Here is a 22,944-nt window from a genome sequence, read left to right as displayed (position 1 = left end):
AAGTTGTCGGTGGCGCCGGACGGGTCTGCCCCGAGGTCCGGGAGATGTCCATGACCCCGTCAGGGGCGGGCGCCGCCCTCGCTCAGCAGCCGCGCGACCGGCAGGGTCGCCGCGCCGAGGGCGACCGCGTCCACGCCCAGCCGGCCCATCTCGATGCACGCCTGCGAGTACGGCTGCCGCAGCGCGTGCCGGCGGGCCGACTCGCGGACGCGCGGCAGCAGGCCGGCCAGGGCCACCGCCGCCCAGCCGCCCAGGACGACCAGTTCCGGATTGAACAGGTTGATCAGGTTGGCCACGCCGGCGCCGAGGTAGTCGGCGGTGTCGTCGAGGACCGCGCGGGCCGCCGGTTCCGCCGAGGCCGCCGCGACCACGGCGGTGAGCTGCGACTCCTCGTCGACGCCCGGTGCCGCGCGGCCGGCTCGCGCCTGGCGGTAGCGGTCCAGGACGCCCTCCGCCCCGACGTACGCCTCCAGGCAGCCGCGCGAGCCGCAGCGGCAGGCGCGGCCGCCGTAGACGAGGGTGGTGTGGCCCCACTCCCCCGCACTGCTGGACGCGCCGCGGTAGGTCGCCCCGTTGGTCACCACGGCCGCGCCGACGCCCGAGCCGACCAGCGCGAACACGGCGTTGCGCCGGCCCCGGCCGGCGCCGAACCACATCTCGGCCTGGCCGAGGGTCTTCGCGCCGTTGTCGATGTGCAGCGGCAGGTCGGTCCCCGCCCGCAGCAGGGCCTCCAGCGGTACCGCGTCCCAGCCCAGCGTCTGCGCGTGCACGACGGCGCCGCCGGACCCCTGCTGCACGATCCCGGACACGCCGACGCCGACGCCCAGCACGTGGCCGGAGGCGCACCCGGCGGTGACCGCGCGCAGGCCGGCGTGGATGTGCCGCACGACAACCTCGGGCGACGAGCCGGCCGGGTCGATCGGGTGGTCCACGCTGGCGAGCTGGCCCATGGCGAGGTCGAAGAGCTCCACCCGGACCCGCGTCTCACCGACGTCGACGCCGACCACCGCGCCGAAGCTCGGCGCGACCCGCAGCATCATGCTCGGCCGGCCGCCCTCGGACTCGAGCGCACCCGCCTCGGCGACCAGGCCGTCCTCGATCAGGTCGCTGACCACGTTGGAGACCGCGGGCTGGCTCAGGCCGGTGCTGCGGGAGAGGTCCTGGCGCGTCAGCGGGCCGTCCAGGAACAGCCGGGTGAGCAGCGCCGAGCGGTTGCGCAGCCGTACGCCGCGATTGGTCGCCCGTTCGACCTGCACCGTTACCCCCGCAATACCCCCGCATCCGAACCGCGCCCGCCACTCTAAAGGCCCCACCCTTGACGCATACAGGGGCGCGCTACTTTAATGACGACATTAATTAAGTCTCGATAGAAAAGGGACCACCGCCACCCTCCTGTCGAGCGCGCGTCCGCACGCCGGCCGTGCCGCGGGACGCATGCGGGCTTCCTCGCCGCCCGCAACAGGGAATCACCGTCTCAAGAGGAGAACCGTCCCGTGCTGGATCTGTCCGCACTACCACCCGGCTTCATCTGGGGCGCCGCGACCGCGGCCTACCAGATCGAGGGCGCCGCCGCCGAAGACGGCCGGAAACCGTCCATCTGGGACACGTTCTCCCACTCACCGGGGGCCGTCGACAACGGCGACACCGGCGACGTGGCCTGCGACCACTATCACCGGTGGCCGGAGGACGTGGCGCTGATGCGCCGGCTCAACCTCGACGCGTACCGGTTCTCGGTGGCCTGGCCGCGGGTGCTGCCCGACGGCGTGGGCCAGGTCAACCAGGCCGGCCTGGACTTCTACGACCGGCTCGTCGACGCGCTGCTGGCCGAGGGCATCCGCCCGTTCGTCACGCTGTACCACTGGGACCTGCCCCAGGCCCTGCAGGACGCCGGCGGCTGGCCGAGCCGGGCCACGGCCGAGGCGTTCGCCGACTACGCGACGGTGGTGGCCGGGCGCCTCGGCGACCGCGTCGCGGACTGGAACACCGTCAACGAGCCGCTGTGCGTGTCGTGGATCGGCCACCTCGAGGGGCGCATGGCGCCCGGCGAGCGTGACCTGACCCGTGCGGTACACACCTCGCACCACGTGCTGCTCGGCCACGGCCTGGCCAACCAGGCGATCCGGGCCTCGGCGCGGCTCGCGCCCAACGTCGGCATCGTGTTCAACCTCAGCCCGATCGAGCCCGGCTCCGACCGGCCCGAGGACGTGGCCGCCGCGGTGCGGGCCGACGGGCACGTCAACCGGTGGTGGCTCGACCCGGTCTTCGGCCGCGGCTACCCGGCCGACATGATCGAGTGCTACGGCGTGCAGCCGCCGGTCCGGGAGGGCGACCTCGAGCTCATCGCCGCGCCGACCGAGTTCCTCGGCATCAACTACTACTTCCGGCAGATCGTGGTCGACGACCCGGCCGGGCAGGCGCCGTTCGCCCGGCAGATCCCGGTGCCCGGCTCGGTCGAGACGGCGATGCCGTGGGAGGTGTACGCCAGGGGCCTGGAGGACATCCTGGTCTCGGTCTCCCAGACGTACTCCCCGCGCAGCATCCTGGTCACCGAGAACGGCTCGGCGTGGTACGACACGGTCGAGCCCACCGGCGAGATCCAGGACAAGGAGCGCACCGACTACCTGGAGCAGCACGTCGAGGCGGTGCGCAACGCGGTGCTGCGCGGCGCGCCCGTGGACGGCTACTTCGCGTGGTCGCTGCTGGACAACTTCGAGTGGGCGTACGGCTACGACAAGCGCTTCGGCCTGATCCACGTGGACTACGAGACGCAGCGCCGCACGATCAAGGCCAGCGGCCACCGCTACGCCGACCTCATCACCGCCCACAGAGCACTCCGCGACCCACTGATCTAGGCTCACAACAGGCAAGGCCGCGCGAAGCGCCCGCAGCAAACCGCAACCCGGACGCGCGAGCCGCAACCCGGACGCAAGGGGCGCGAAGCGCATGAAAAAGTGCCCGCGAAGCGGGCATGGGGGGTGTGGGGTGGGAACCCCCCACCGATGCTCGAGCGAAGCGAGAGCCAGGCTAGAAACAGAAGCGAGAGCCAGGCTAGAAACAGGGGAAGACATGACGCAGCGGACCGACAGCTGGGACCCGGATCCGGACGACGAGGGCCAACTGTCCGCGCAGGACACGCTGTCCGACCGCGGGCTCGACGACTCCCTCGACGAGGGGTACTCGCCGCCGGAGAAGCCGCGTGGCCTCAACGCCTTCGGCGTCACCCAGGCGGAGGCGGAGCAGGGTGAGTCGCTGGACCGGCGGCTGCTGCAGGAAGAGCCCGACCCGTCGGCCCGGCCCGACCTGGACGACTACGGCACGACCACCGAGTCGGGCGAGTTCTTCGACGCCGACGAGGTCGGCGACCGCCGGGCCGGCCGGCTCGTCGCGCCCGACGAGGGCTACGGCGAGGACGACGAGAAGGACGAGATCGGCTCGGACGTGGGCATCGACGGCGGCGCGGCCTCGGCCGAGGAGGCCGCCATGCACATCGTCGACGACCGCAACCTGTAGCGACGGCCGGCCGGCGTACCAGGGGCGAGCCGCTGGTACGCCAGCGCCGCCGCCGCGACCAGGGCGGTCCACAGCACGTACCACCCGGTCAGGGCGAGCAGGCCGAGGACCGACAGCAGCGCGAAGCCGGCCGTGCGGCGGGCCCACGACCCGCGCGGGAGCAGCCGGACCGCCGCGGCGGTGCCCAGGACGTACACCACCACGAACGAGCCGGTCGTGAGCAGCATCAGCGGCCGCGGGCCGAGCCCGGTCGCGGCGGCCACCGCGAGCGTCGCGGCGGCGAGGCCGGCCACGACCGCGAGGCTGCGGCGCGGCACCTGCCCCGCGCCGGAGCCCCGGGCGAACCAGCCCGGCAGCGCGCCGTCGCGGCCGAGCGCGGCGCCGAGGCGGGCGGCGCCGGCGAAGTACGCGTTCATCGCCCCGGCGGTGAGCAGCAGCGCCACGACCGCGGTCAGCGCCCGGGCGCCGGGGCCGAAGCCGATCGCGAGCAGGTCCGCCAGCGGCGCCGTCGACGGCTCGGCGAGCACCAGCTGGCTGGTGGCGGCGACCGCGAGGTACAGCAGCCCGACGACGCCCACCGCGATCCAGGTGGCGCGAGGCACGTCGCGGCGCGGGTTGCGGTAGTCGGCGGCCAGCGAGGTGAGCGCCTCCCAGCCGGCGAACCCCCAGACCAGCACCGCGATCGCGGGCCCGATCGCGCGCCAGCCGTGCGGCGCGAACGGGCGCAGGTTGGCCGGGTCGGCGTGCGGCAGCGCGGTGACGATCGCCGCGAGGAGCAGCGCCACCAGCGCCGCGGCCAGGCCGAGCTGGACCCGGCCGGACAGCCGCACGCCCCCGAGGTTGGCCGCGGTCACCAGCGCCACGAGGGCTGCGGCGGTGAGCAGCGTCGTGCGGTGTCCACCGCCGAGCACGGCGGAGACATACGCGCCGCCGAAGGTGGCCGCGGGCAGCGCGCCCACCGGCACGGCGAAGTAGAAGGTCCAGCCGACCACGGCCGCGGCGCGGGGGCCGAACGCCCGGCCGACGTAGGTGGCGACGCCGCCGGCGTCCGGAAAGCGCGCTCCGAGGGCGGCGAAGGTGAGCGCGAGCGGCGCGGACAGCACGATGAGCACGAGCCAGGCGACCAGCGCGGCCGGGCCGGCGACCTGGGCGGCGAGCCCGGGCAGCGCGATCACGCCGGTGCCGAGCACGGCGCCGACCGAGAGCGCGGCGCCCTGCTTGACGGTCAACATGCCCCCAACGCTAAGGTCGAACTTGGCCCTCCTGAAGAGCCAATTGCCCGTACATTTGATTGGGCCAAAATGGATCTGCACATCAGCCTGGAGGGGCGCGGCGACCGCACCGACCGGATCTACCGGCAGCTGCGCGACGCGATCCTGGACGGCCGGCTCCGCCCCGGCGAGCGGGTGCCGCCGAGCCGCGAGCTGGCCCGGAGCCTGTCGGTGGCCCGCAACACGGTCGCCGCCGCGTACGACCGGCTGGTCGGCGACGGGTTCCTGGAGGGCCGGGCCGGTGCCGGCACGTTCGTGGCGTATTCGGGCGAGCCGCAGGCCCCGTCGCGCCGGGCGCCGGCCGGGCCGCTGCTGCCGGCGCGGCGCTGGGCGGCCCTCGCCGACGAGCCGCCGCCGACCCCGCCGGCCCGCTACGACCTGCGCGTCGGCCACCCCGACCCGGCGCTGTTCCCGCTCGCGACCTGGCGCCGGCTGCTGTCGCGGTCGCTGCGGGCGACGGCGGACTACGCCGACCCGTCCGGCCTCCCCGGCCTGCGCGGCGCGATCGCGCGGCACGTCGGCCTGTCGCGCTCGGTGCGCGCCGGCGGCGAGGACGTCCTCGTGACCGCCGGCGCGCAGCAGGCCATCGACCTCGTCGGGCGGGTACTCATCGAGCCCGGCACGGTAGCCGCCGTGGAGGAGCCCGGCTACCGCCCGGTCCGGCGGCTGTTCGGCAGCCACGGCGCCCGGGTTGTCGGGGTGCCGGTCGACGCCGACGGCATCGTCGTGGACGCCATCCCGCCGTCGGCGCGCCTGGTGTACGTGACCCCGTCCCACCAGCATCCGCTCGGCACGGCGATGTCCCTGGCCCGCCGCTCGGCGCTGCTGGCCTGGGCGCAGGAGCACCGGGCGGCGATCGTCGAGGACGACTACGACAGCGAGTTCCGCTTCTCCGACCGGCCCCTCGAGCCGCTGCAGAGCCTCGACCGGGCCGGCCGGGTGATCTACGTCGGCTCGTTCTCCAAGACGCTGCTGCCGTCGCTGCGCCTGGGCTTCCTGGTCGCGCCCGAGGCGCTGCGCCCGGCCCTGCGCGCGGCGCGGCGCCTGGCCGACTGGCACGGCGAGCCGGCCGCGCAGGCCGCCCTCGCCGCGTTCATCGACGAGGGGCTGCTGCAGCGGCACCTGCGCAGCGTCGCCCGGGTCTACGCGGCCCGCCACGAGCTGGTGGTCCGGGCGGCCCGGGGCCCGCTCGCGCCATGGTTCTCGCTCGTGCCCTCCAGCGCCGGGCTGCACGTGGCGCTGCGCTGCACCGCCCCGCTGGACGTGCCGCTGGACGTGCCCGGCCTGGTGCGCGGGCTGCGGGCGGCCGGCGTGGCGGTGGAGCCGCTGACGCACTTCTACGCCGAGCCGCCGCGCGTGCCCGACCCGGGACTCGCGATCGGGTACGGCGCGATCGCGACCGCCGACCTGCCCGAGGCACTGGACCGGCTGGCCGACCAGGCCGACCGGGCCGACCAGGCCGGCTCGGTCGACTAAGGTCGGCTTGCGGTCCACCTGTCCTGTTGACAGCGGCGGCGACCGGCAACCGCTACCGTGTGCTCATGCACGCCCGCCGCGCCGCCGCCCTCGTCGCGCTCGCGGCGGTCCTCGCCGCGCCGCTCGCCGCCTGCGGCTCCAAGCACCAGACGCCGCCGATCGCCGTGACACAGCCCGCGCCCGCGGGCAGCACGCCGGCCGGGTCGCCGTTGCCGTCGTCGGCCGCCAGCCCGCCGCCCGCGGCCGCACCGGCGGCCGGCCTGCCGACAATCACGTACACCCAGGCGGCGACCGGCTTCCCGGCCGACCCGGACCAGGCCTCGACCGCCCCGCTGGGCGAGGGCCTGCAGGTGGACGCCACGAGCCCGGTGTACGACGCGCCGGGCGGGCAGGCGCGGGCGTACCTGACCCCGAAGATCAGCGGCGTGGACCTGATCATGCCGGTGGTGCAGCGCACGGACGGCTGGGTCGCGGTGCTGCTGCCGTCGATGAACCGCAGCGTCGGCTGGCTGCCGCCGAGCGGCTGGCACACCGTCGCGCTGCGCGACCAGATCGTGGTGCGCCGCGGCGCGTTCACGCTCACCTGGTTCCGCGACGGCGTGGCGCAGCAGACGTGGACGGTGACGGTCGGCGCCCCGGCCACGCAGACACCACTGGGTCGTACGTTCGTGCTGGGCCGCTCGTCGCTGCCGAGCAAGGTGTACGCCGGGCTGGACGTCCTCGCCCTGGGCGCCGTGCCCGACGACAAGAAGGCGGTGGCGACCGGCCTCGCCGACGCGCACACCGGCATCCACGCCTGGTACCGCGACGAGTTCGGCTACCGCAAGTCCAACGGCTGCGTCCGGATGCCGCCCGCCGCCCAGAAGGTCCTGCTGGACAACGTCGCGGCCGGCACCAGCGTCGTCGTCCTGCCGTAGCGCGGGCCGGCCTTTGGATCCGATATGTCCGCCGTGCCGCGACGGACATATCGGATTTTTCGGTTATGCCCTATTGCCCGTTGCCCGGCGCCGCGCGAGTCGGCGCGGTGGTCCAGGCGGGGGTCAGCGGCTGTGGGAGCGGAACGCCACCGGGTCGAAGCGGCCGTACAGGCGGGCGTCGAGCCAATGCGGGGCCTCGCGGCGGAACAGCGGCGGGGTCATGGCGCCGGCACCGTCCGGCACCGCGCCGGCCAGTTCACCGGGCAGGTCGTGCAGGTTGGTGCGGTGCACCAGCTCCGGCTCGGCGGGCCACGCGCCGAACACCACCAGGGCCGGCACATCGCGGCGGGCCAGGGCCTCCAGCGTCAGCGCGGTGTGGTTCAGGGTGCCCAGGCCGGCGCGCGCCACGACGACCGCCGTCGCGCCGAGGGCGCAGGCGAGGTCGAGGGCGGTCCAGCCGCCCTCGCCCAGCGGTACGAGCAGGCCGCCCGCGCCCTCGACCAGGGTTACGTCGTGGTCCTCGGCGATGGAACGGATGGCCAGCTGGGCCATCACCGCGGTCAGCGGGTCCTCGCCGGCGACCCGGGCGGCCGAGAGCGGGGCGAGGGGGTCCGGGAAGCTGGCCAGCGTGCGGATCATCGCCGGCTCGGCGAGGCGGCCGACCGTGACCGCGTCCGGCTCGTCGCCGTCGGCGGTGCCGGTCTGGGCCGGCTTGACCACCGCGACGCGCTGGCCGGCGGCCGTGGCGGCGGCGGCGATCGCGGCGGTGACGACGGTCTTGCCGACGCCGGTGTCGGTGCCGGTCACCACGATCGTGCCGGTGACCGGCCCGGGGATCTCCTCACCGAAGAGGGCGTCCAGCGAAGCCGTGAAGGGTGCGTCCGGCGAAGCCGTGAAGGAGGCGTCCAGGGGAGCGGTCACGGGCGTTCCTTCACGATGATGTCGACGGCCCGGTCGAAGGCCGCGGCGGGGACGCCCACGCCGACCGTGAGCCGCAGGCGGGAGCGACCGTCCGGAGTGGACGGTGGCCGGAAGCAGCCTACCGCCACGCCCCGGTCCCGGCAGGCGGCCGCCCACGCGAGCGCCTCGTCGGGGCCCGGCGCGGCGATCGAGATCACCCCGCCGGCGGGCTCGGAGACATCGAGGCCCTCGCCACGCAGGCGGTCCACCGTACGCCGGGCCCGGGCGTGCAGCTCGGCCCGCAGGTCGTCGCCGGCGGCGAGCAGGCGGAGGGCGGCCAGGGCGCCGGCGGCGACGGCCGGCGGCAGGGCGGTGTCGAAGATGAAGGTGCGGCCGGTGTCGATGAGCTCGCGGCGCAGCTGCTCCGGACCGGCGATCACGCCGCCGGCGGCGCCCAGCGACTTGGACAGGGTCGCGGTGACCACGACGCCCGGCGCCCCGGACAGGCCCGCGGCCGCCACTCCCCCGGCGCCGGCCTTGCCGATGACGCCCAGGGCATGCGCGTCGTCGACGAGCATGAGGGCGCCGTGGGCGCGGGCCACGGCGTAGAGCTCGGCGAGCGGAGCGAGATCCCCGTCGACCGAGAAGACGCTCTCGGTGACGACGACGGCGGGGCGGCCCGGGTGGCGGGCGAGGATGTCGCGTACGGCATCGGGGTCCGCATGCGGCGCGACGACCGTCTCGGCGCCCTCCCGCCCCGCCCGCCCGGCGCAGGCGAGCCGGCAACCGTCCACGATGGACGCATGGTTGTGCGCGTCGGACACCACGAGGGTGCCGCGGCGGACGAGGGCGCGCACGGCGCCGAGGTTGGCGAGGTAGCCGGAGGAGTACACCAGGGCGGCCGGCATCCCCAGCAGCGCGGCGAGCGCGGCCTCCAGGTCGCGGTGCGGCTCCGTGGAGCCGCGCACCAGCCGCGAGCCGGTGGCGCCCAGGCCGAAGGCCTCGAGGGCCCGCACGGCGGCGTCGAGCACCCGCGGGTGGCGCGACAGCCCGAGGTAGTCGTTGCCCGCCAGGTCAACCATCGGGTCGGCGTCGCCGGCGGAGCGCGGCAGCAGCTCGCGGCGCAGGCCCGCAGCGCGCCGGGCGGCGGCCTCCTCATCGAGTGCGGACAGCCACTCCACCGTTGGCCTCCCCTTGCCGTTGTAGAACATCTACGATGCCAGTTGTGCGATGTGCACAACCTAGCCGAGGCCTGCCGGGCCCGGACAGGCGACCCTAACGCTTTGTAAGGTACGAGCATGCTTGAAGCTGCCAAGGCCGTCCTGGACACCGGTGTGGGCCTCGACTACGACGGGGTGCTCGCCGTCCTGCGCTGCACCGATGAGGAACTGCCCGAATACCTTGCGATCGCGCACGACGTGCGGATGCGCTGGTGCGGCCCGGAGGTCGAGGTCGAGGGCATCGTGTCGCTCAAGACCGGTGGCTGCCCCGAGGACTGCCACTTCTGCTCGCAGTCGGGCCTGTTCGCCTCGCCGGTGCGGGCGGTGTGGCTGGACATCCCGTCGCTGGTGGAGGCCGCGAAGCAGACCGCGGCGACCGGGGCGACCGAGTTCTGCATCGTCGCCGCCGTGCGCGGCCCGGACGAGCGGCTCATGGCGCAGCTGGCCGACGGCGTCGCCGCGATCCGCGAGGCCGTGGACATCAACATCGCCGCGTCGCTGGGCATGCTGACCCAGGCGCAGGTGGACCGGCTGGCCGAGCTGAAGATCCACCGGTACAACCACAATCTGGAAACCGCGCGCTCCCACTTCCCGCAGGTGGTCAGCACCCACAGCTGGGAGGAGCGCTGGGACACGCTGCGGATGGTGCGCGACGCCGGCATGGAGGTCTGCTGCGGCGGCATCCTGGGCCTGGGCGAGAGCGTGGAGCAGCGTGCCGAGTTCGCGATCCAGCTGCAGGAGCTGGACCCGCACGAGGTGCCGCTGAACTTCCTCAACCCGCGCCCGGGCACGCCGCTGGCCGACCAGCCGGTGCTCGACCCCAAGGACGCGCTGCGGGCGGTCGCCGCGTTCCGGCTGGCGCTGCCGCGCACACTGCTGCGATACGCCGGCGGCCGGGAGATCACGCTCGGCGACCTGGGCACCCGCGACGGCCTGCTGGGCGGCGTCAACGCGGTCATCGTGGGCAACTACCTCACCACGCTGGGCCGCTCGCCGTCGCAGGACCTGGCGCTGCTCGAGGAGCTGAGCATGCCCGTCAAAGCCCTCTCGGCGACGCTGTGACCGCCGGGACCTACTGCGACCGCTGCGGGGAGCCGCTGGAGGGCGGCTCCCACGCGGCGTGCGCGGCCGCGCGGGAGCTGGAGCCGCCGCGCTTCTGCCCGCAGTGCCGGCGGCGGATGAAGGTCCAGGTGCTGCCCGCCGGCTGGTCGGCCGCGTGCGTGGAGCACGGGGTCCTCAGCCGGTAGGGCCGGCCCACTCCGTCGACGCGGCCGCGGCCCGCTCGAGCGTGCGGGGATTGACCCGCGCGAGGGACGAGGCCAGCCGGCCGCGCTGCTGCAGGACCGCCGCGGCCTTCTTCGACTGCTGCAGCACCCGCAGCGCCCGGGCGCGGCGCAGCCGGTTGTACTCCTGCAGCGCCGGCCCCAGCGCTGCAGCAGAAGAGCCCACCAGCACCGTCTGCAGCGTCGCCACGTCCTCCAGCGCCAGCGAGGCGCCCTGCGCCAGGTGGTGCGGCATGGCGTGGGCGGCGTCGCCGACGAGCGCGTAGCCGCCCGGCCCGGCCGGCACGCCGAAGGTCTCCGGCAGCGGCGCCAGCTCGCCGACCGGCTCCTGCACCAGGTCGTCGGCCTCGGTCGCGGCCAGCAGCTGGCCGACCGGGGCATGCCAGCCGGCGAACCAGCGGCGCAGCAGGGCCAGCTGGCCGGCGGCCGGCTCGGGGCGCAGCGCGCCGGGCACCGTGGCCACCCAGTAGATGCCGCCGCGGGTCGAGCCGCCGGACGACCCGCGCTCGCCGAGCGAGGCGTAGGCGAACCGGTGGCCGCCGCCGAGCGTCTCGCCGTGCGGCGAGACCTCCGGCGGGAGCTCCGGGGCGCGGTACCACGGAATGACCGCCCGCCACGCGGCGAACCCCGCGCTGGCGAAGGTGCTGGCGGCGGCGAGCCGGCGCCGGATCGCGCTGTGCGGGCCGTCCGCGGCCACGACCAGGTCGGCCTCGAACGTCACCCGCCCGTCACCAACGGCCGGGCGGTCGCGGTGCACCCGGGCACTCTGGACCTCGACGCCGCCGCGCACGTCGACCTGCTCGCCGAGGCCGGCGATGAACGCGTCGTGCAGGTCCTCGCGGTGCACAACCACGGGCGGCGACTCGATCTCGGAGACGCCGGGCTGGACCAGCCAGGTGCCGTCGGGGCGGCGGATGCCGGCGGGCGGCACGGGCGTGGAGATGCCGTCGAGGCCGCCGGCCAGGCCGAGGGCCCGCAGCGCGCGGATCCCGTTGGGCCACAGGACCAGCGCGGCCCGGCCGGGGCGGAGCCGGTCGTCGCGCTCGAGCAGGGTGACCTTCCAGCCCGCCCGGGCCAGCGCGCCGGCGGCGGCGAGCCCGCCGACGCCGGCCCCGACCACGACCGCGGTCCGCATCAGCCCTTACCGGCCGCGTCGCTGCTCTCGTGCTCCTTCGCTTGTTGCCCCGGCTCGGGTTGCTCCTCGGCCTCCGGCCCGCCGGCCTCTGCCTTCTCCCCAGCCTGCTCCCCGGCCTGCTCCCCAGCCTGCTCCGCTGCGCTCTCCGCCGGCTCCGGCGTCTCCCCGGCCTCCGCCGCGCCGTCCACGGTGTCACCGTCCGGCCCGGCCGGCTCCGCGCCGACCAGCGAGATGCGGCCGTCCTCGTCCACGGTCACGTGCTCCTGCGGGCCGCGCACGCGCAGGAAGTACACCAGCGCGCCGGCGAAGACGATGATCGACGTCCAGTTGTTCAGGCGCATGCCCAGCACGTGGTGGGCGTCGTCGATGCGCAGCAGCTCGACCCAGAACCGGCCGACCGTGTAAAGCATGACGTACAGCGCGAAGGCGCGGCCGCGGCCGAACCGGTACCGCCGGTCGAGCAGCCACACGGCCACCGCGACGCCGATGCACCACAGCGACTCGTAGAGGAACGTCGGCTGGAAGACGCCCAGCACGATGGGCTGGCCGCCGGCCTCCAGCGCCCGGCCGTTCGCGGTGTCCCAGTTGTACACCTTGAGGCCCCAGGGCAGGGAGGTCTCCTTGCCGTACAGCTCGTTGTTGAACCAGTTGCCCCAGCGCCCGATCGCCTGGGCCACCGGGAGGCCGACGGCCAACGCGTCGGCGGTCATCGCGAACGACAGGCCGAGCCGGCGGCACGCGATGTAGGCGCCGAGCGCTCCGGCCGCGATGCCACCCCAGATGCCGAGACCGCCCTCCCAGATCTTGAACGCCTTGAGCAGCGAGCCGTTCTCGCCGAAATACGCCTCCGGGGAGGTGATCACGTGATACAGCCGGGCGCCCACGATGCCGAACGGCACCGCCCAGATGGCCACGTCGAGGATCACCCAGGGCGGCGCGCCCCGGGAGCGCAGGCGCCGGTCGGCGATGTAGCAGGCGGCCACGATGCCCAGCACGATGCAGAGTGCGTAGGCGCGCAGCGGGATAGGTCCGAGGTCCCAGACGCCACGGGTCGGGCTCGGGATCTCGGCCAGCGGTGAGAGGGCAGCATCCACGGGTGAACACGCTACCGCCGATCCGGCGAATTGCGATGGCCACCCCGTTCGATGCCCCCGCGGAGATCACCACGAGCGAAGCTCTCGCGACGCTGAGCGGTGGGGCCTAAAGTGCGAAACATGAGCTACTCAGCGCTGAGTAACGGCAGCAAGGTGACCTCCGCGGTCGCCGCCGTCATCGAGGACGCGGCCGGTCGTGTGCTGCTGTGCCGCCAGGCCGGCGGCCACCGGCTGTGGGGCCTGCCCGGGGGAAAGATCCGCGCGGCGGAGAGCCCGGTGCACGCGATCATCCGGGACATCCGCGAGGAGACCGGCCTGGAGACCGAGATCGTCGAGCTGATCGGCATGTACCAGCTCACCGGCGACGGGTGCGGTGCCGCCATGCCCGACCTGTTCGTCCACGTCTTCCGCGGCCGTCTCGACGGCGACGGACCCGCCCTCAACGCCCCGGGGCGGATCAGCGGGCTGGCCTGGCACTCCCCCGACGCGCTGCCCGAGCCGCTCACCGTGACCACGCGCGCCGCCATCGCCGACGCGGCCGCCAAACGCATCGGCGTGATCCGCGAGGTCGAGCGCGACACCGAGCCCGAGGTCGTCGAGGCCTGAAATTCCCTGCCGGATCCCGCTGGATCGCGGGGCACACATCCGCGAAGATCATTGCATGGCCCCGCGGTACTACGCGCTCGGCGACTCGATGTCGATCGACGACTACGCGGGCGGCCCCGGCTTGGGCGCCGCCTCCCTGCTCGCCGACGACCTCGGCATCGAGCTCATGCTGCTCGCGCGCGACGGCGCGACGAGCGACGACGTGCTGCGCCGGCAGCTCGGCCAGGTGGGCGACCGGCCAGCGCTGGTCACGGTGACCATGGGCGGCAACGACCTGCTCACCGCCATGGTCGAGTCGCCCGACAAGGTGCCGGCGGCGGTGGAGGCGGTCGCGGCCAACTACGACGCGACGCTCACCGTCCTCGCCGCCACCGGGGCGCGGATCGTGGTCAGCACCGTCTACGACCCGACCGACGGCACCGGCGACATGTCGTGGGCCGGCCTGCCCGACGTCGAGGGCGGCCTGGCCCTGCTCGAGGCCCTCAACGGGGAGATCCGCGCGGCGGCGGCCCGCTACGGCGCGGCGGTGGCCGACCTGCACGCGGCGTTCCTGGGCCACGGCGCCCAGGCCGGCGACATCACGCGCCCCGACTCCCACCCGGCCAACCGCGAGCTGTGGCTGTGCGGCCACATCGAGCCCAACGCGTGGGGCGCCGAGGCGATCCGCGACGCGTGGCGCGCCGCCCTGCGCGGCTAGCGCCCGTCCCGGGCGGCGAAGGCGTAGAGCCGCTGGAGCGCCGCGAAGTACACGTGGCCGCCCGACAGCAGTAGCGGCTCGCCGCCGCGCACGGCGTCGACGTCGAGGTCGAGCCGGCGCACCAGGGCCCCGGTCGCCGCGTCGACGGCGACGAGCTCGACACACGGTGCGTGCTCACGCCGCCGCGCACGGCGAAGTGGTACACCACGGCGTAAACGACGCCCCTGCCGTTCACCGGGGCCCAGTAGGAAGCGTCGACCTCGTCGTGCAGCCCGTACGAGGTGCGCCACCGCCGGGCGCGCGGCCGGGCTCGTCCACGACGGGCCCGAGGTCGCTGCCGGTGACGGCGTCGTACCGCCGAATCCGCCCCGACGGGCCGCCGGACGAGCGCAACAGCGTCCCGTCCACCACGACCGCACCGCCGACCTGCTCGTCCGGCCGCGTGGCCGGGGCCGTCCAGGACAGGCGGAGGCGGTGCGCCGCAGCCGCGTCGAGGTCACCGGTGAGCGCCTGGTGACCGGACCGCCCGGCGTCGCCGCCGTCCTGGCGCCAGTCCGCGTCGGCCGTGGTCGCGTGCCGCTCGGCGGCGAGCGCATGCGTCGGGAACGAGCCCAGCAGGGCGGACAGGGCCGCGAGGAGAAGCATCCGCCGTACCGAAATGCCGCACGAGGGCTCAACGAACCCGGCGCGCGGTTAGTGGCGGCGGACGCCCTCCGCGAGTTGCGCGCTCAGCTCGGCCACTGCGGCGATGCCGGCGGCAGGGGTCTCGGCGTCGAGCAGGCACCGCACCAGGGCGCTGCCGACGATCACGCCGTCGGCGAAGGCGCCGACCTCGGCGGCCTGGTCGCCGTTGGACACACCGAGGCCGACCGCGACCGGGGTGCCGGGCGCCAGGCGGCGGACGCGCTCGACGAGGGCGGGCGCGGCGCTGCTGGTCCGGCTGCGGGCGCCGGTCACGCCCATGACGCTGGTGGCGTAGACGAACCCGCGACAGGCGGTGGCGGTGACCGAGATGCGCGCGTCGGTGGACGAGGGCGAGACGAGGAAGACCCGGTCCAGGCCGTGCGCGTCGGACGCGGCCAGCCACGGCTCCGCCTCGTCCGGGATGAGGTCGGGCGTGATCAGCCCGGCCCCGCCCGCGGCGGCCAGGTCGGCGGAGAAGCGCTCGACGCCGTACCGCTCGACGAGGTTCCAGTACGTCATGGTGAGGATCGGCGCGCCGGTCGAGGCCGCCGCCTCGACGGTGCGCAGGCCGTCGCGGACCCGGAAGCCGGCGGCCAGGGCGGCCTCGGTGGCGCGCTGGATGACGGGGCCGTCCATGACCGGGTCGGAGTACGGCAGGCCGACCTCGACGATGTCCACCCCATTGTCGATCATGGCGCGGACGGCGTCGACGGCCGTGGCGTAGTCGGGGAAACCGGCCGGGAGGTACCCGATCAGCGCGCTGCGCCCCTCGGCCCGGGCCTGCTCGAACGCGGTCTGGACTGTCACACCCTGAACCATTCGCGTTATACCTCGAACCATTCGCGCGCGGTGTCCATGTCCTTGTCGCCGCGGCCCGACAGGCAGACGATCACGGTCGGCTCGCGGCCCAGGTCGGCGGCCAGGCGCGGGATCACCCGCAGGGCGCCGGCAACGGCGTGTGCGCTCTCGATCGCGGGGATGATCCCCTCGGTGCGGCACAGCAGCTTGAAGGCGTCCATCGCCTCGGCGTCGGTGACCGGCTCGTACTGCGCGCGGCCCGTGTCGTGCAGGTAGGCGTGCTCGGGGCCGACCGCCGGGTAGTCCAGGCCGGCCGAGATCGAGTGCGACTCGATGGTCTGGCCGTCCTCGTCCTGCAGCAGGTAGGTGCGCGCGCCGTGCAGCACGCCGGTCGCGCCGCCGGTGATGCTCGCCGCGTGCCGGCCGGTGTCCACACCGTCGCCGCCGGCCTCGAACCCGAACAGCCGCACGCCCTCGTCGGGCACGAACGCGTGGAACGCGCCGATCGCGTTGGAGCCGCCGCCGACGCAGGCCGCGACCGCGTCGGGCAGGCGGCCGGTCTGCTCGAGGATCTGCCGGCGCGCCTCGACGCTGATCCCGCCGACGAAGTCGCGCACCATCGCCGGGAACGGGTGCGGTCCGGCGGCGGTGCCCAGCAGGTAGTGCGTGTTGTCGACGTTGGTCACCCAGTCGCGCAGGGCCTCGTTGATGGCGTCCTTGAGCGTCTTGGAGCCGGTCGCGACGGGCACCACGGTGGCGCCGAGCATGCGCATCCGGGCGACGTTGAGCGCCTGGCGACGGGTGTCCTCCTCACCCATGTACACCACACACTCGAGGTCGAGCAGCGCGCAGGCGGTGGCGCTGGCCACGCCGTGCTGGCCCGCCCCGGTCTCGGCGATGACCCTGGTCTTGCCCATCCGCCGGGTGAGCAGCGCCTGGCCCAGCACGTTGCGCACCTTGTGCGCGCCGGTGTGGTTGAGATCCTCACGCTTGAGGAAGATCGTCGCACCGGTACCGCGGGACAGCCGCTCCGCCCGGTACAGCGGGCTCGGCGTGTTGGCGTAGTCGCGCAGCAGCCGCCCGAACTCGGCCTGGAACGCCTCGTCGGCCTGCGCGTGCCGGTAGGCGGCGTCGAGCTGGTCGAGGGCGGCGATGAGCGCCTCGGGGACGAATCGCCCGCCGTAGGTGCCGAAGTGCCCTGACGGGTCGGGCAGCAGGCCCGCGGCGGACAGGAACGCGCTCACCGGGCCGCCCGTGGCGTCGCGGGGTGGCTGCCGGCCGTGACCAGCTCGGCGACCGCCTCGCGGGGGCTCTTCTGGGTCACCAGGCCCTCGCCGACCAGCACCGCATCGGCGCCCGCCGACGCGTAGCGGATCAGGTCGTGCGGGCCGCGCACGCCCGACTCGGCGATCTTGACCACCTCGGCGGGCAGGCCGGGCGCGATCCGCTCGAACACGGTGCGGTCGACCTCGAGCGTGCGCAGGTTGCGCGCGTTGATCCCGATCACCCGCGCACCCGCCTCCAGGGCGCGGTCGGTCTCCTCCTCGTCGTGCACCTCGACCAGCGCCGTCATGCCGAGGCTCTCGATCCGGTCGAGCAGCCCGGTCAGCGTGTTCTGGTCCAGCGCGGCGACGATGAGCAGCACGAGGTCGGCGCCGTACGCCCGGGCCTCGTGCACCTGATAGGAGGACACGACGAAGTCCTTGCGCAGCATCGGCACGTCGATGGCGGCACGGACGGCGGCGAAGTCGTCGAGGCTGCCGCCGAACCACCGGCCCTCGGTGAGCACGCTGACGCAGCGGGCGCCACCGGCCGCATATTCCTTCGCGAGCTCGGCCGGGTCAGGGATCTCGGCCAGCTGCCCCTTCGACGGCGACGCGCGCTTGACCTCCGCGATCACGCCGACGCCGGGAGCACGCAGCTTGGCATATGCGTCCAGTGGCGGCGGCGCCTGCGCGGCGCGCTGCTTAATCTCTGCAAGGGGCACCTGAGCCTCGCGGGCCGCCAGGTCCTCGCGCACTCCGGCGAGGATCTCGTCGAGCACCCGGCCGCTTTCCGCGTTGATCAAGGAGCTCCCCTCTCCGGTGGTCATGCGACCGATGCTAGGTCGCCCCCGGTCAGTGGACGGTCGCGGGGGTATGGCCGACGTCACCTGACGGGCTAGGGCATAATGCATCGCCGCCGAGTTTTGTCGTACCCCAGTTCTAGGGTGTCCGGCATGAGCGTGCAGCGGGCGAACACATTGACGGCCGGTTGGGCGTCCGTGTCCCCCGCCGGGGTGTTCTCGGGCGCAGCCGTCTATCCCCTGCTCGCCCTGCTCGCGTCCGTCGCCGGCGGCCCGGCCCGCGGGGACCTGCTCGCGGTCGCGCCGACACCGCTCGATCTGCCGGTCCGCGGCGCCCTCGGCGTCTGGACCCGCGAGGGCACCCCGCTGACGCTGGACTGGGCGGCCCGCTGCGATCCGCGGCTCACCGGCGACCCGGCCATCGACCGCCCGCTGCTCGACGCGTGGGCGTCCGCGCAGACCGGCGCCCCGGTCCCGCCCCTGCCGGCCGCCACCGCCGGCCCCACGCACGAAGACGCCCTGGTCCTGACCTCGGCCGTGGCCGTGACCGCCGACTGGCGAGACCCGTTCACCGACGGCGTCATGCGCCCGGTCGCCGGCCCGTGGGCCGGCCGCCGCCTCGCCTCGCTGCACCGCCGCGGCCCCGACCTCTCCGCGCTGCGGGTCGCCGGGACCGCCGCCGGCCCGGTCACCCTGCTCACCGTCGCCGGCAGCGCGGACGTCGACGTGGTCCTGTGCACGGCCGCCGGCGCCGCCCCGCCGGGCGCGGTCCTGTCCGCCGCGACGACCGCCGCGGACGCGGCGACCGCGGCCACGGAAGGCCCCGCGATCACGAGCGCGCTGGTCGACGCCGACGACGCCGGGCCGGAGCTGGTGGTGAAAGTTCCGCGGTTCGCCGCGTCCGCCGCCCACGACCTGCTCGCCGTGGCCGATGTCTTCGGGCTGCGCGCGGCCTCGGCGTCGGGCACGTTCCCCGGCATCGGCCCCGGCGGCCTGCGGGTCGGTGCGGCCGGGCAGAGCGCGGCGGCGACGTTCACCGCCGGCGGGTTCCGGGCGGCCCCGGTGGCGCCCGCACCCGTGGTCCCGGTGCCGTATCGGGCGTCCACGACCCGCCGGCTGCGTGTGACCGTGCGGTTCGACCTCCCGTTCGGCTATCTGACCGTCCACCGCCCGACCGGCCTCGTCGTGATGGCCGGCTGGGTCGACGACCCGGAGGATGCCTAGGATGCCGCCACTGCGCCTCGCTCTGCTCCTCCGCCTCGGCCTTCTCCTCGGCCTTCTATTCGGCCTCGGTCTGCTCCTGCGGCTCGGCCTTCGGCGGCTTCGCGTTCGGCCGCTGCCAGCGGGCCGGGATCTGGCCGCGCGCCTGCATCTCCTTCCACTTGGCGAAGGGGTCGAACTCGTGCTCCAGCGGCTCCTGCGGCGGGCGCTCGGCCTCGGGCACGTGCACGAGATTCACCCGGATGCGATACCAGACCGAGTTGATCCCCCGCATCGTGTCGACCAGGACGTCGGCCGGCTCCAGCAGCGGCCACACCGCCGGGTGCCGCTCCTTCCACCGCTCAAGGTCGGCCAGCGCCTCCTCCCGCGTCGCGGTGCGCGTGATCTCGATCAGCGGCATGCTCGGCTGCCGACGGCCCGTGCCCTTCTTCGCCGGCGCCCGCTTCTTGAACGTGGCGGCGAGCTCCAGCAGCGGCTCGATCGACCCGCGCGCGTCCTCGATGCCCGCCCACGGGTCGGGCCGGCCGGGGACCGTCTCCATCGTGAACGCGCCCGGATCGCAGCCGGGCACCTCGTCCCAGGCGAGCGGGGCCGAGACCTTCGCCTCCTCCGAGGGGCGCACCGAATAGCCGGAGGCCGTCGTGTGGTCCTTCGCGTTCTGGTTGTAGTCGACGAAGACGCCGTGCCGCTCCTCCTTCCACCAGGCGCCGGTGGCGAGGTCGGGCGCCCGGCGGGCGACCTCCCGGGCGAAGCCCTCGGCGGCCCGGCGCACCTCGGCGAAGGTCCAGCGCGGCTCGATGCGGGCGTAGATGTGGAAGCCGCGGGAGCCGGACGTCTTCGGCCAGCCGGCCAGGCCGTAATCCTCCAGGACCTCCCGCGCGATCAGCGCGACGTCGACCACCTGGCCCCACGGCACGCCCGGCACCGGGTCGAGGTCGATGCGCAGCTCGTCGGGGTGGTCGAGGTCCTCGGCGAGGACCGAGTGGGTATGCAGCTCCAGGCAACCGAGGTTGACGACCCACGCGAGCTGGGCGGCGTCGCGCAGCACGACCTCCTCGGCGGTGCGCCCGGACGGGTAGCGCAGCTGCGCGGTCTCGATCCAGTCGGGGCGCTTGGCGGGCGCGCGCTTCTGGAAGAACGCCTCACCCTCGATACCGTTGACGTAGCGCTTGAGCGCCATCGGCCGGCCGCCCGCCCCGCGCAGCGCCCCGTCGGCGACGGCCAGGTAGTAGCGCACGACGTCGAGCTTGGTGCGGCCGGACTTCGGAAAGTAGACCTTGTCGGGATTGGTGATGGTCACCTCGCGCCCGGCGACCTCGATCACTTCCTCGGTGCTGCTCGCCATGGGCCGAACCCTACTAGGGCAGGCCCCCGACGGCCGGACCTTCGCGGGCCTTGGCCGCACCCTGGCCAGGTCCTCACCCGGCCGATCGCACCCGCAGCTCCGCCCGGAAGCCCCCGGCCCTGATCAGGGGCGGTCCCCGGTTGTGGGGTCCTCGCCTCGGTCGAGGGCGTCCCACAGCTCCGCCTGGGAGGCGGGCCGGCCCGGTTTCGGCTCGTTCTTCTCGTTCGTCTGGGGCGCCACCGGGCGCTCGTAGCGGGCGCCCATCCCCGGCCACGACCGCCCGGCACGCATGGTGACCAGGCCCGCCGCCAGCACGACCAGGCCGCCGAGGGCGCACAGCAGCGGCCAGACGACCTTGACGTCGTCACCGAGCGTGACCAGCGCGGCCGCCACCACGCCGGCGCCCGACAGGATCAGCAGCGCGCCCACGACCAGCCGCGCCGCGGCCCGGGTGGCCAGCAGCGCGCCGGCGCCGGCCAGCGCCACCACGCCGAGCGCCGGAAGCCAGGGCGCGATCTCCGCGCCGGTGCGGTGCTTCGTGATCGGCGGCAGCGGCGCCGGCTGGTTGGTGACCAGGTCCTGCCAGCCCCGGGTGGCGGCCAGCAGGACCAGCGCGGCGCCCGCGGCGCAGGCCACGGCCGTGGTCGCGAGGCCCCGCCGGCCGGTCAGCCGGCCGATCAGGTTCACCGGGCCGGCCGCAGTGTCTCGGCGGTCGCGATGGCGGCGAGCACCGCCGCGGCCTTGTTGCGGGTCTCGGTCTCCTCCGCGGTGGGGTCGGAGTCGGCGACGATGCCGGCGCCGGCCTGCACGTACGCCATCCGGTCGCGGATCAGCGCGGTGCGGATCGCGATCGCCGTGTCCATGTCGCCGCCGAAGCCGAAGTAGCCGACGACCCCGCCGTACAGGCCGCGGCGCGTCGGCTCGAGCTCCTCGATGATCTCCATCGCGCGCACCTTCGGCGCCCCCGACAGGGTGCCGGCCGGGAACGTCGCCGCGAGCGTGTCGAACGCGCTGCGATCGTCGTGCAGCTCGCCGACGACGGTCGAGACGATGTGCATGACGTGCGAGTACCGCTCAACGGTCATGAACTCGGGCACCTCCACCGTGCCGGGCTTGCACACCCGCCCGAGGTCGTTGCGGGCGAGGTCGACGAGCATCACGTGCTCCGCCCGCTCCTTCGGGTCGGCGAGCAGGTCGGCGGCGAGCGCCGCGTCCTCCTCCGGCGTCGCCCCGCGCCAGCGCGTGCCCGCGATCGGATGCAGCAGTGCCCTCCGCCCGTCCACCTTCACGTGTACCTCGGGTGACGACCCGACCACGTCGAAGCCGTCGAAGCGCAGCAGGTACATGTACGGGCTGGGGTTGGTCGTCCGCAGCACCCGGTAGACGTCCAGCGGGTCGGCCTCGGTGGCGCGCTCGAAGCGCTGGGCGACCACGATCTGGAAGCACTCCCCGGCCCGGATGGCCTCCTTGGCGACCTCGACCGCCTTCGGATAATCCCCCACCGGCGTGCGGCTGACCACCTCGCCGAGCGGCACTCTGTCCACAGTGGACACCAGCGGCGGCGTGGGCCGGGACAGCGCCGTGGTCATCGCGTCGAGCCGGCCGATCGCCTGGTGGTACGCGGCGCCGACCACCGCGTCGTCCGCCCCGGCCGCGGGCAGCACCGCGTTGGCGATCAGCAGCGCCGCGCCCTCGAAGTGGTCCAGCGCGACGAGGTCGGTCGCGAGCATCATGCCCAGCTCGGGGTGGTGCAGGTCGTCGAGGGCGAGCTCGGGCAGGCGCTCGAAGCGGCGTACCGCGTCATAGGACAGGAAGCCGACGAGCCCGCCCGACAGCGGCGGCAGGTCCAGGTCGCGCAGGTCGGCGTCGTCCGCGGTCAGCGCCGCGATCGTGGCCCGCAGCACCTCGGTCGGGTCCCCGTCGACCGGCACGTTCGCGGGCGGCGTGCCGAGCCAGTGCGCGTGCCCGTCCCGCTCGACGAGCGTGGCCACGCTGCGGACCCCGATGAAGCTGTACCGCGACCAGACCGCCCCCGCCGCCCCGGCGCCCTGCTCGGCGGACTCGAGCAGGAACGTGCCCGGGCCGCCGGCGAGCTTGCGGTACACCCCGACCGGTGTCTCGCCGTCGGCCAGCAGCCGGCGGGTCACCGGCACCACCCGGCGGGTGCGGGCCAGCTCGCGGAAGGTGGCCTCGTCCGGGGCCACGGCGCCGGTGGTCATCCGGCCACCTCCAGTGGGGTGAAGAAGCACGTGTGGTTGCCGGTGTGACAGGCAGCGCCGGTCTGCTCGACGATGAGCAGCAGGGTGTCGCCGTCGCAGTCGAGCGCCACGCTCTTGACGTGCTGGGCGTGGCCGGAGGTCTCGCCCTTGACCCAGTACTGGTTGCGGCTGCGCGACCAGTAGGTGGCCCGCCCCGTCGTGAGGGTGCGGTGCAGGGCCTCGTCGTCCATCCACGCCAGCATGAGCACCTGCCCGGTGCCGTGCTCCTGGACGATCGCGGGCACCAGCCCGGCCTCGTTCCGGCGTAGACGGTTGGCGACTTCTGGATCAAGGTTCGACGACACAACGGCAATTCTCCCGCACCGTGGACACTCGGCGGTTTGGGGTCTATGGCTGCTGGTGTTGAGGGAGTACCTTGGCGGTGCGCCGCACGGAAGATCTGCGCGGTCGCCCACCTTCCCCGCCCGCCGACGGCCACCCCCTACCCGTCTCGCTGGGGGCAC

At 74.6% G+C, this 22,944-nt stretch carries 24 protein-coding genes; 9 read left to right on the top strand and 15 right to left on the bottom strand.

Annotated elements, in window-relative coordinates; genetic code table 11:
* Positions 1-59 precede the first annotated feature (59 nt).
* The gene (locus ACGFI8_RS34160) at positions 60-1,256 is read right to left on the bottom strand and encodes an ROK family transcriptional regulator (RefSeq protein WP_392810968.1); all 1,197 of its coding nucleotides are present in this window, start codon (positions 1,254-1,256) and stop codon (positions 60-62) included.
* A 237-nt stretch (positions 1,257-1,493) separates the two neighbouring features.
* Here ACGFI8_RS34160 and ACGFI8_RS34155 point away from each other — a divergent pair, with 237 nt between their 5' ends.
* Together ACGFI8_RS34155 and ACGFI8_RS34150 are read left to right on the top strand one after the other, a co-directional pair.
* Positions 1,494-2,852: a GH1 family beta-glucosidase gene (locus ACGFI8_RS34155; protein WP_392810967.1), complete on the top strand. Its 1,359-nt coding sequence runs from the start codon at positions 1,494-1,496 to the stop codon at positions 2,850-2,852.
* 214 nt (positions 2,853-3,066) lie between these two features.
* Positions 3,067-3,510, top strand: a complete 444-nt coding sequence (locus ACGFI8_RS34150) for a DUF5709 domain-containing protein (protein WP_392810966.1) — start codon at positions 3,067-3,069, stop codon at positions 3,508-3,510.
* On the opposite strand, the gene ACGFI8_RS34145 is transcribed toward ACGFI8_RS34150, so the two are convergent.
* Positions 3,399-4,742 carry an APC family permease gene (locus ACGFI8_RS34145; RefSeq protein WP_392810965.1) on the bottom strand — a complete coding sequence of 448 codons (1,344 nt, stop codon included), beginning with the start codon at positions 4,740-4,742 and terminating at the stop codon, positions 3,399-3,401. The genes ACGFI8_RS34150 and ACGFI8_RS34145 overlap by 112 nt on opposite strands.
* Before the next feature lie 69 nt (positions 4,743-4,811).
* On the opposite strand from ACGFI8_RS34145, the gene ACGFI8_RS34140 reads away from it, so the two are divergent.
* Positions 4,812-6,257, top strand: coding sequence for a PLP-dependent aminotransferase family protein (locus tag ACGFI8_RS34140; protein WP_392810964.1), 1,446 nt, complete (start codon positions 4,812-4,814; stop codon positions 6,255-6,257).
* Positions 6,258-6,322: 65 nt separating this feature from the next.
* Positions 6,323-7,174, top strand: coding sequence for a L,D-transpeptidase (locus ACGFI8_RS34135; RefSeq protein WP_392810963.1), 852 nt, complete (start codon positions 6,323-6,325; stop codon positions 7,172-7,174).
* A 123-nt stretch (positions 7,175-7,297) separates the two neighbouring features.
* On the opposite strand, the gene bioD is transcribed toward ACGFI8_RS34135, so the two are convergent.
* The gene (bioD, locus tag ACGFI8_RS34130; RefSeq protein WP_392811074.1) at positions 7,298-7,987 is read right to left on the bottom strand and encodes a dethiobiotin synthase; all 690 of its coding nucleotides are present in this window, start codon (positions 7,985-7,987) and stop codon (positions 7,298-7,300) included.
* 104 nt (positions 7,988-8,091) lie between these two features.
* Positions 8,092-9,285: an 8-amino-7-oxononanoate synthase gene (locus ACGFI8_RS34125; RefSeq protein ID WP_392810962.1), complete on the bottom strand. Its 1,194-nt coding sequence runs from the start codon at positions 9,283-9,285 to the stop codon at positions 8,092-8,094.
* A gap of 87 nt (positions 9,286-9,372) precedes the next feature.
* On the opposite strand from ACGFI8_RS34125, the gene bioB reads away from it, so the two are divergent.
* Complete coding sequence (gene bioB / locus ACGFI8_RS34120) at positions 9,373-10,356, top strand: biotin synthase BioB (protein WP_392810961.1); 984 nt, start codon at positions 9,373-9,375, stop codon at positions 10,354-10,356.
* Positions 10,353-10,541 carry a hypothetical protein gene (locus tag ACGFI8_RS34115; RefSeq protein WP_392810960.1) on the top strand — a complete coding sequence of 63 codons (189 nt, stop codon included), beginning with the start codon at positions 10,353-10,355 and terminating at the stop codon, positions 10,539-10,541. Before bioB ends, ACGFI8_RS34115 begins: the two co-directional genes overlap by 4 nt.
* Here the strand turns inward: ACGFI8_RS34115 and ACGFI8_RS34110 are convergent.
* Together ACGFI8_RS34110 and lgt are read right to left on the bottom strand one after the other, a co-directional pair.
* Positions 10,531-11,712, bottom strand: a complete 1,182-nt coding sequence (locus tag ACGFI8_RS34110) for an FAD-dependent oxidoreductase (RefSeq protein ID WP_392810959.1) — start codon at positions 11,710-11,712, stop codon at positions 10,531-10,533. The genes ACGFI8_RS34115 and ACGFI8_RS34110 overlap by 11 nt on opposite strands.
* Entirely contained in the window at positions 11,712-12,806 is a 1,095-nt protein-coding gene (gene lgt, locus ACGFI8_RS34105) for a prolipoprotein diacylglyceryl transferase (protein WP_392810958.1), read from the bottom strand. The genes ACGFI8_RS34110 and lgt overlap by 1 nt, the downstream gene beginning before the upstream one ends.
* A gap of 120 nt (positions 12,807-12,926) precedes the next feature.
* Between lgt and ACGFI8_RS34100 the strand changes: the two genes are divergently transcribed.
* Positions 12,927-13,412 carry an NUDIX hydrolase gene (locus ACGFI8_RS34100; RefSeq protein WP_392810957.1) on the top strand — a complete coding sequence of 162 codons (486 nt, stop codon included), beginning with the start codon at positions 12,927-12,929 and terminating at the stop codon, positions 13,410-13,412.
* A gap of 55 nt (positions 13,413-13,467) precedes the next feature.
* Positions 13,468-14,109 carry an SGNH/GDSL hydrolase family protein gene (locus tag ACGFI8_RS34095; protein WP_392810956.1) on the top strand — a complete coding sequence of 214 codons (642 nt, stop codon included), beginning with the start codon at positions 13,468-13,470 and terminating at the stop codon, positions 14,107-14,109.
* Here ACGFI8_RS34095 and ACGFI8_RS34090 read toward each other — a convergent pair.
* The 5 genes from ACGFI8_RS34090 to trpC all read right to left on the bottom strand — a co-directional run bounded on the left by ACGFI8_RS34090 (position 14,106) and on the right by trpC (position 17,635).
* Positions 14,106-14,231, bottom strand: a complete 126-nt coding sequence (locus ACGFI8_RS34090; protein ID WP_392810955.1) for a hypothetical protein — start codon at positions 14,229-14,231, stop codon at positions 14,106-14,108. The two genes, ACGFI8_RS34095 and ACGFI8_RS34090, sit on opposite strands and share 4 nt — an antisense overlap.
* Before the next feature lie 109 nt (positions 14,232-14,340).
* On the bottom strand, positions 14,341-14,754 hold the full coding sequence (locus ACGFI8_RS34085) for a hypothetical protein (protein WP_392810954.1): 414 nt from the start codon (positions 14,752-14,754) through the stop codon (positions 14,341-14,343).
* Between the two features lie 48 nt (positions 14,755-14,802).
* Positions 14,803-15,600 (bottom strand): tryptophan synthase subunit alpha, encoded by a 798-nt coding sequence (gene trpA, locus ACGFI8_RS34080; protein ID WP_392810953.1) that lies wholly within the window; start codon positions 15,598-15,600, stop codon positions 14,803-14,805.
* Positions 15,601-15,617: 17 nt separating this feature from the next.
* Positions 15,618-16,835, bottom strand: a complete 1,218-nt coding sequence (gene trpB, locus ACGFI8_RS34075) for a tryptophan synthase subunit beta (protein WP_392810952.1) — start codon at positions 16,833-16,835, stop codon at positions 15,618-15,620.
* The gene (trpC, locus tag ACGFI8_RS34070; RefSeq protein ID WP_392811073.1) at positions 16,832-17,635 is read right to left on the bottom strand and encodes an indole-3-glycerol phosphate synthase TrpC; all 804 of its coding nucleotides are present in this window, start codon (positions 17,633-17,635) and stop codon (positions 16,832-16,834) included. The genes trpB and trpC overlap by 4 nt, the downstream gene beginning before the upstream one ends.
* 174 nt (positions 17,636-17,809) lie before the next feature.
* Between trpC and ACGFI8_RS34065 the strand changes: the two genes are divergently transcribed.
* Complete coding sequence (locus ACGFI8_RS34065) at positions 17,810-18,880, top strand: hypothetical protein (RefSeq protein ID WP_392810951.1); 1,071 nt, start codon at positions 17,810-17,812, stop codon at positions 18,878-18,880.
* A gap of 55 nt (positions 18,881-18,935) precedes the next feature.
* On the opposite strand, the gene ligD is transcribed toward ACGFI8_RS34065, so the two are convergent.
* The 4 genes from ligD to hisI form a co-directional block, all read right to left on the bottom strand.
* A complete protein-coding gene (ligD, locus tag ACGFI8_RS34060; RefSeq protein WP_392810950.1) occupies positions 18,936-20,222 on the bottom strand; it encodes a non-homologous end-joining DNA ligase in 1,287 nt (428 codons plus the stop codon).
* A 123-nt stretch (positions 20,223-20,345) separates the two neighbouring features.
* Complete coding sequence (locus ACGFI8_RS34055; RefSeq protein WP_392810949.1) at positions 20,346-20,909, bottom strand: Trp biosynthesis-associated membrane protein; 564 nt, start codon at positions 20,907-20,909, stop codon at positions 20,346-20,348.
* On the bottom strand, positions 20,906-22,441 hold the full coding sequence (locus tag ACGFI8_RS34050) for an anthranilate synthase component I (protein ID WP_392810947.1): 1,536 nt from the start codon (positions 22,439-22,441) through the stop codon (positions 20,906-20,908). The genes ACGFI8_RS34055 and ACGFI8_RS34050 overlap by 4 nt, the downstream gene beginning before the upstream one ends.
* Positions 22,438-22,785, bottom strand: a complete 348-nt coding sequence (gene hisI, locus ACGFI8_RS34045; protein WP_392810946.1) for a phosphoribosyl-AMP cyclohydrolase — start codon at positions 22,783-22,785, stop codon at positions 22,438-22,440. Before hisI ends, ACGFI8_RS34050 begins: the two co-directional genes overlap by 4 nt.
* Positions 22,786-22,944: the final 159 nt, after the last annotated feature.

Origin of the sequence: Dactylosporangium sp. NPDC048998 (assembly GCF_043197855.1) — a bacterium.
GTDB lineage: Bacteria > Actinomycetota > Actinomycetes > Mycobacteriales > Micromonosporaceae > Dactylosporangium.
Note: the sequence above shows the minus strand (reverse complement) of the source record. Positions and strands in the feature narration are given on the sequence as shown.

Coding starts and splice junctions, on each gene's coding strand:
- ACGFI8_RS34065 (WP_392810951.1), top strand. CDS start 17,810: ATGAGCGTGCAGCGGGCGAACACATTGACGGCCGGTTGGGCGTCCGTG.
- ACGFI8_RS34110 (WP_392810959.1), bottom strand. CDS start 11,712: ATGCGGACCGCGGTCGTGGTCGGGGCCGGCGTCGGCGGGCTCGCCGCC.
- ligD (WP_392810950.1), bottom strand. CDS start 20,222: ATGGCGAGCAGCACCGAGGAAGTGATCGAGGTCGCCGGGCGCGAGGTG.
- bioB (WP_392810961.1), top strand. CDS start 9,373: ATGCTTGAAGCTGCCAAGGCCGTCCTGGACACCGGTGTGGGCCTCGAC.
- ACGFI8_RS34140 (WP_392810964.1), top strand. CDS start 4,812: ATGGATCTGCACATCAGCCTGGAGGGGCGCGGCGACCGCACCGACCGG.
- ACGFI8_RS34135 (WP_392810963.1), top strand. CDS start 6,323: ATGCACGCCCGCCGCGCCGCCGCCCTCGTCGCGCTCGCGGCGGTCCTC.
- ACGFI8_RS34095 (WP_392810956.1), top strand. CDS start 13,468: ATGGCCCCGCGGTACTACGCGCTCGGCGACTCGATGTCGATCGACGAC.
- ACGFI8_RS34150 (WP_392810966.1), top strand. CDS start 3,067: ATGACGCAGCGGACCGACAGCTGGGACCCGGATCCGGACGACGAGGGC.
- ACGFI8_RS34085 (WP_392810954.1), bottom strand. CDS start 14,754: ATGCTTCTCCTCGCGGCCCTGTCCGCCCTGCTGGGCTCGTTCCCGACG.
- ACGFI8_RS34145 (WP_392810965.1), bottom strand. CDS start 4,742: ATGTTGACCGTCAAGCAGGGCGCCGCGCTCTCGGTCGGCGCCGTGCTC.
- ACGFI8_RS34050 (WP_392810947.1), bottom strand. CDS start 22,441: ATGACCACCGGCGCCGTGGCCCCGGACGAGGCCACCTTCCGCGAGCTG.
- ACGFI8_RS34100 (WP_392810957.1), top strand. CDS start 12,927: ATGAGCTACTCAGCGCTGAGTAACGGCAGCAAGGTGACCTCCGCGGTC.
- ACGFI8_RS34125 (WP_392810962.1), bottom strand. CDS start 9,285: ATGTTCTACAACGGCAAGGGGAGGCCAACGGTGGAGTGGCTGTCCGCA.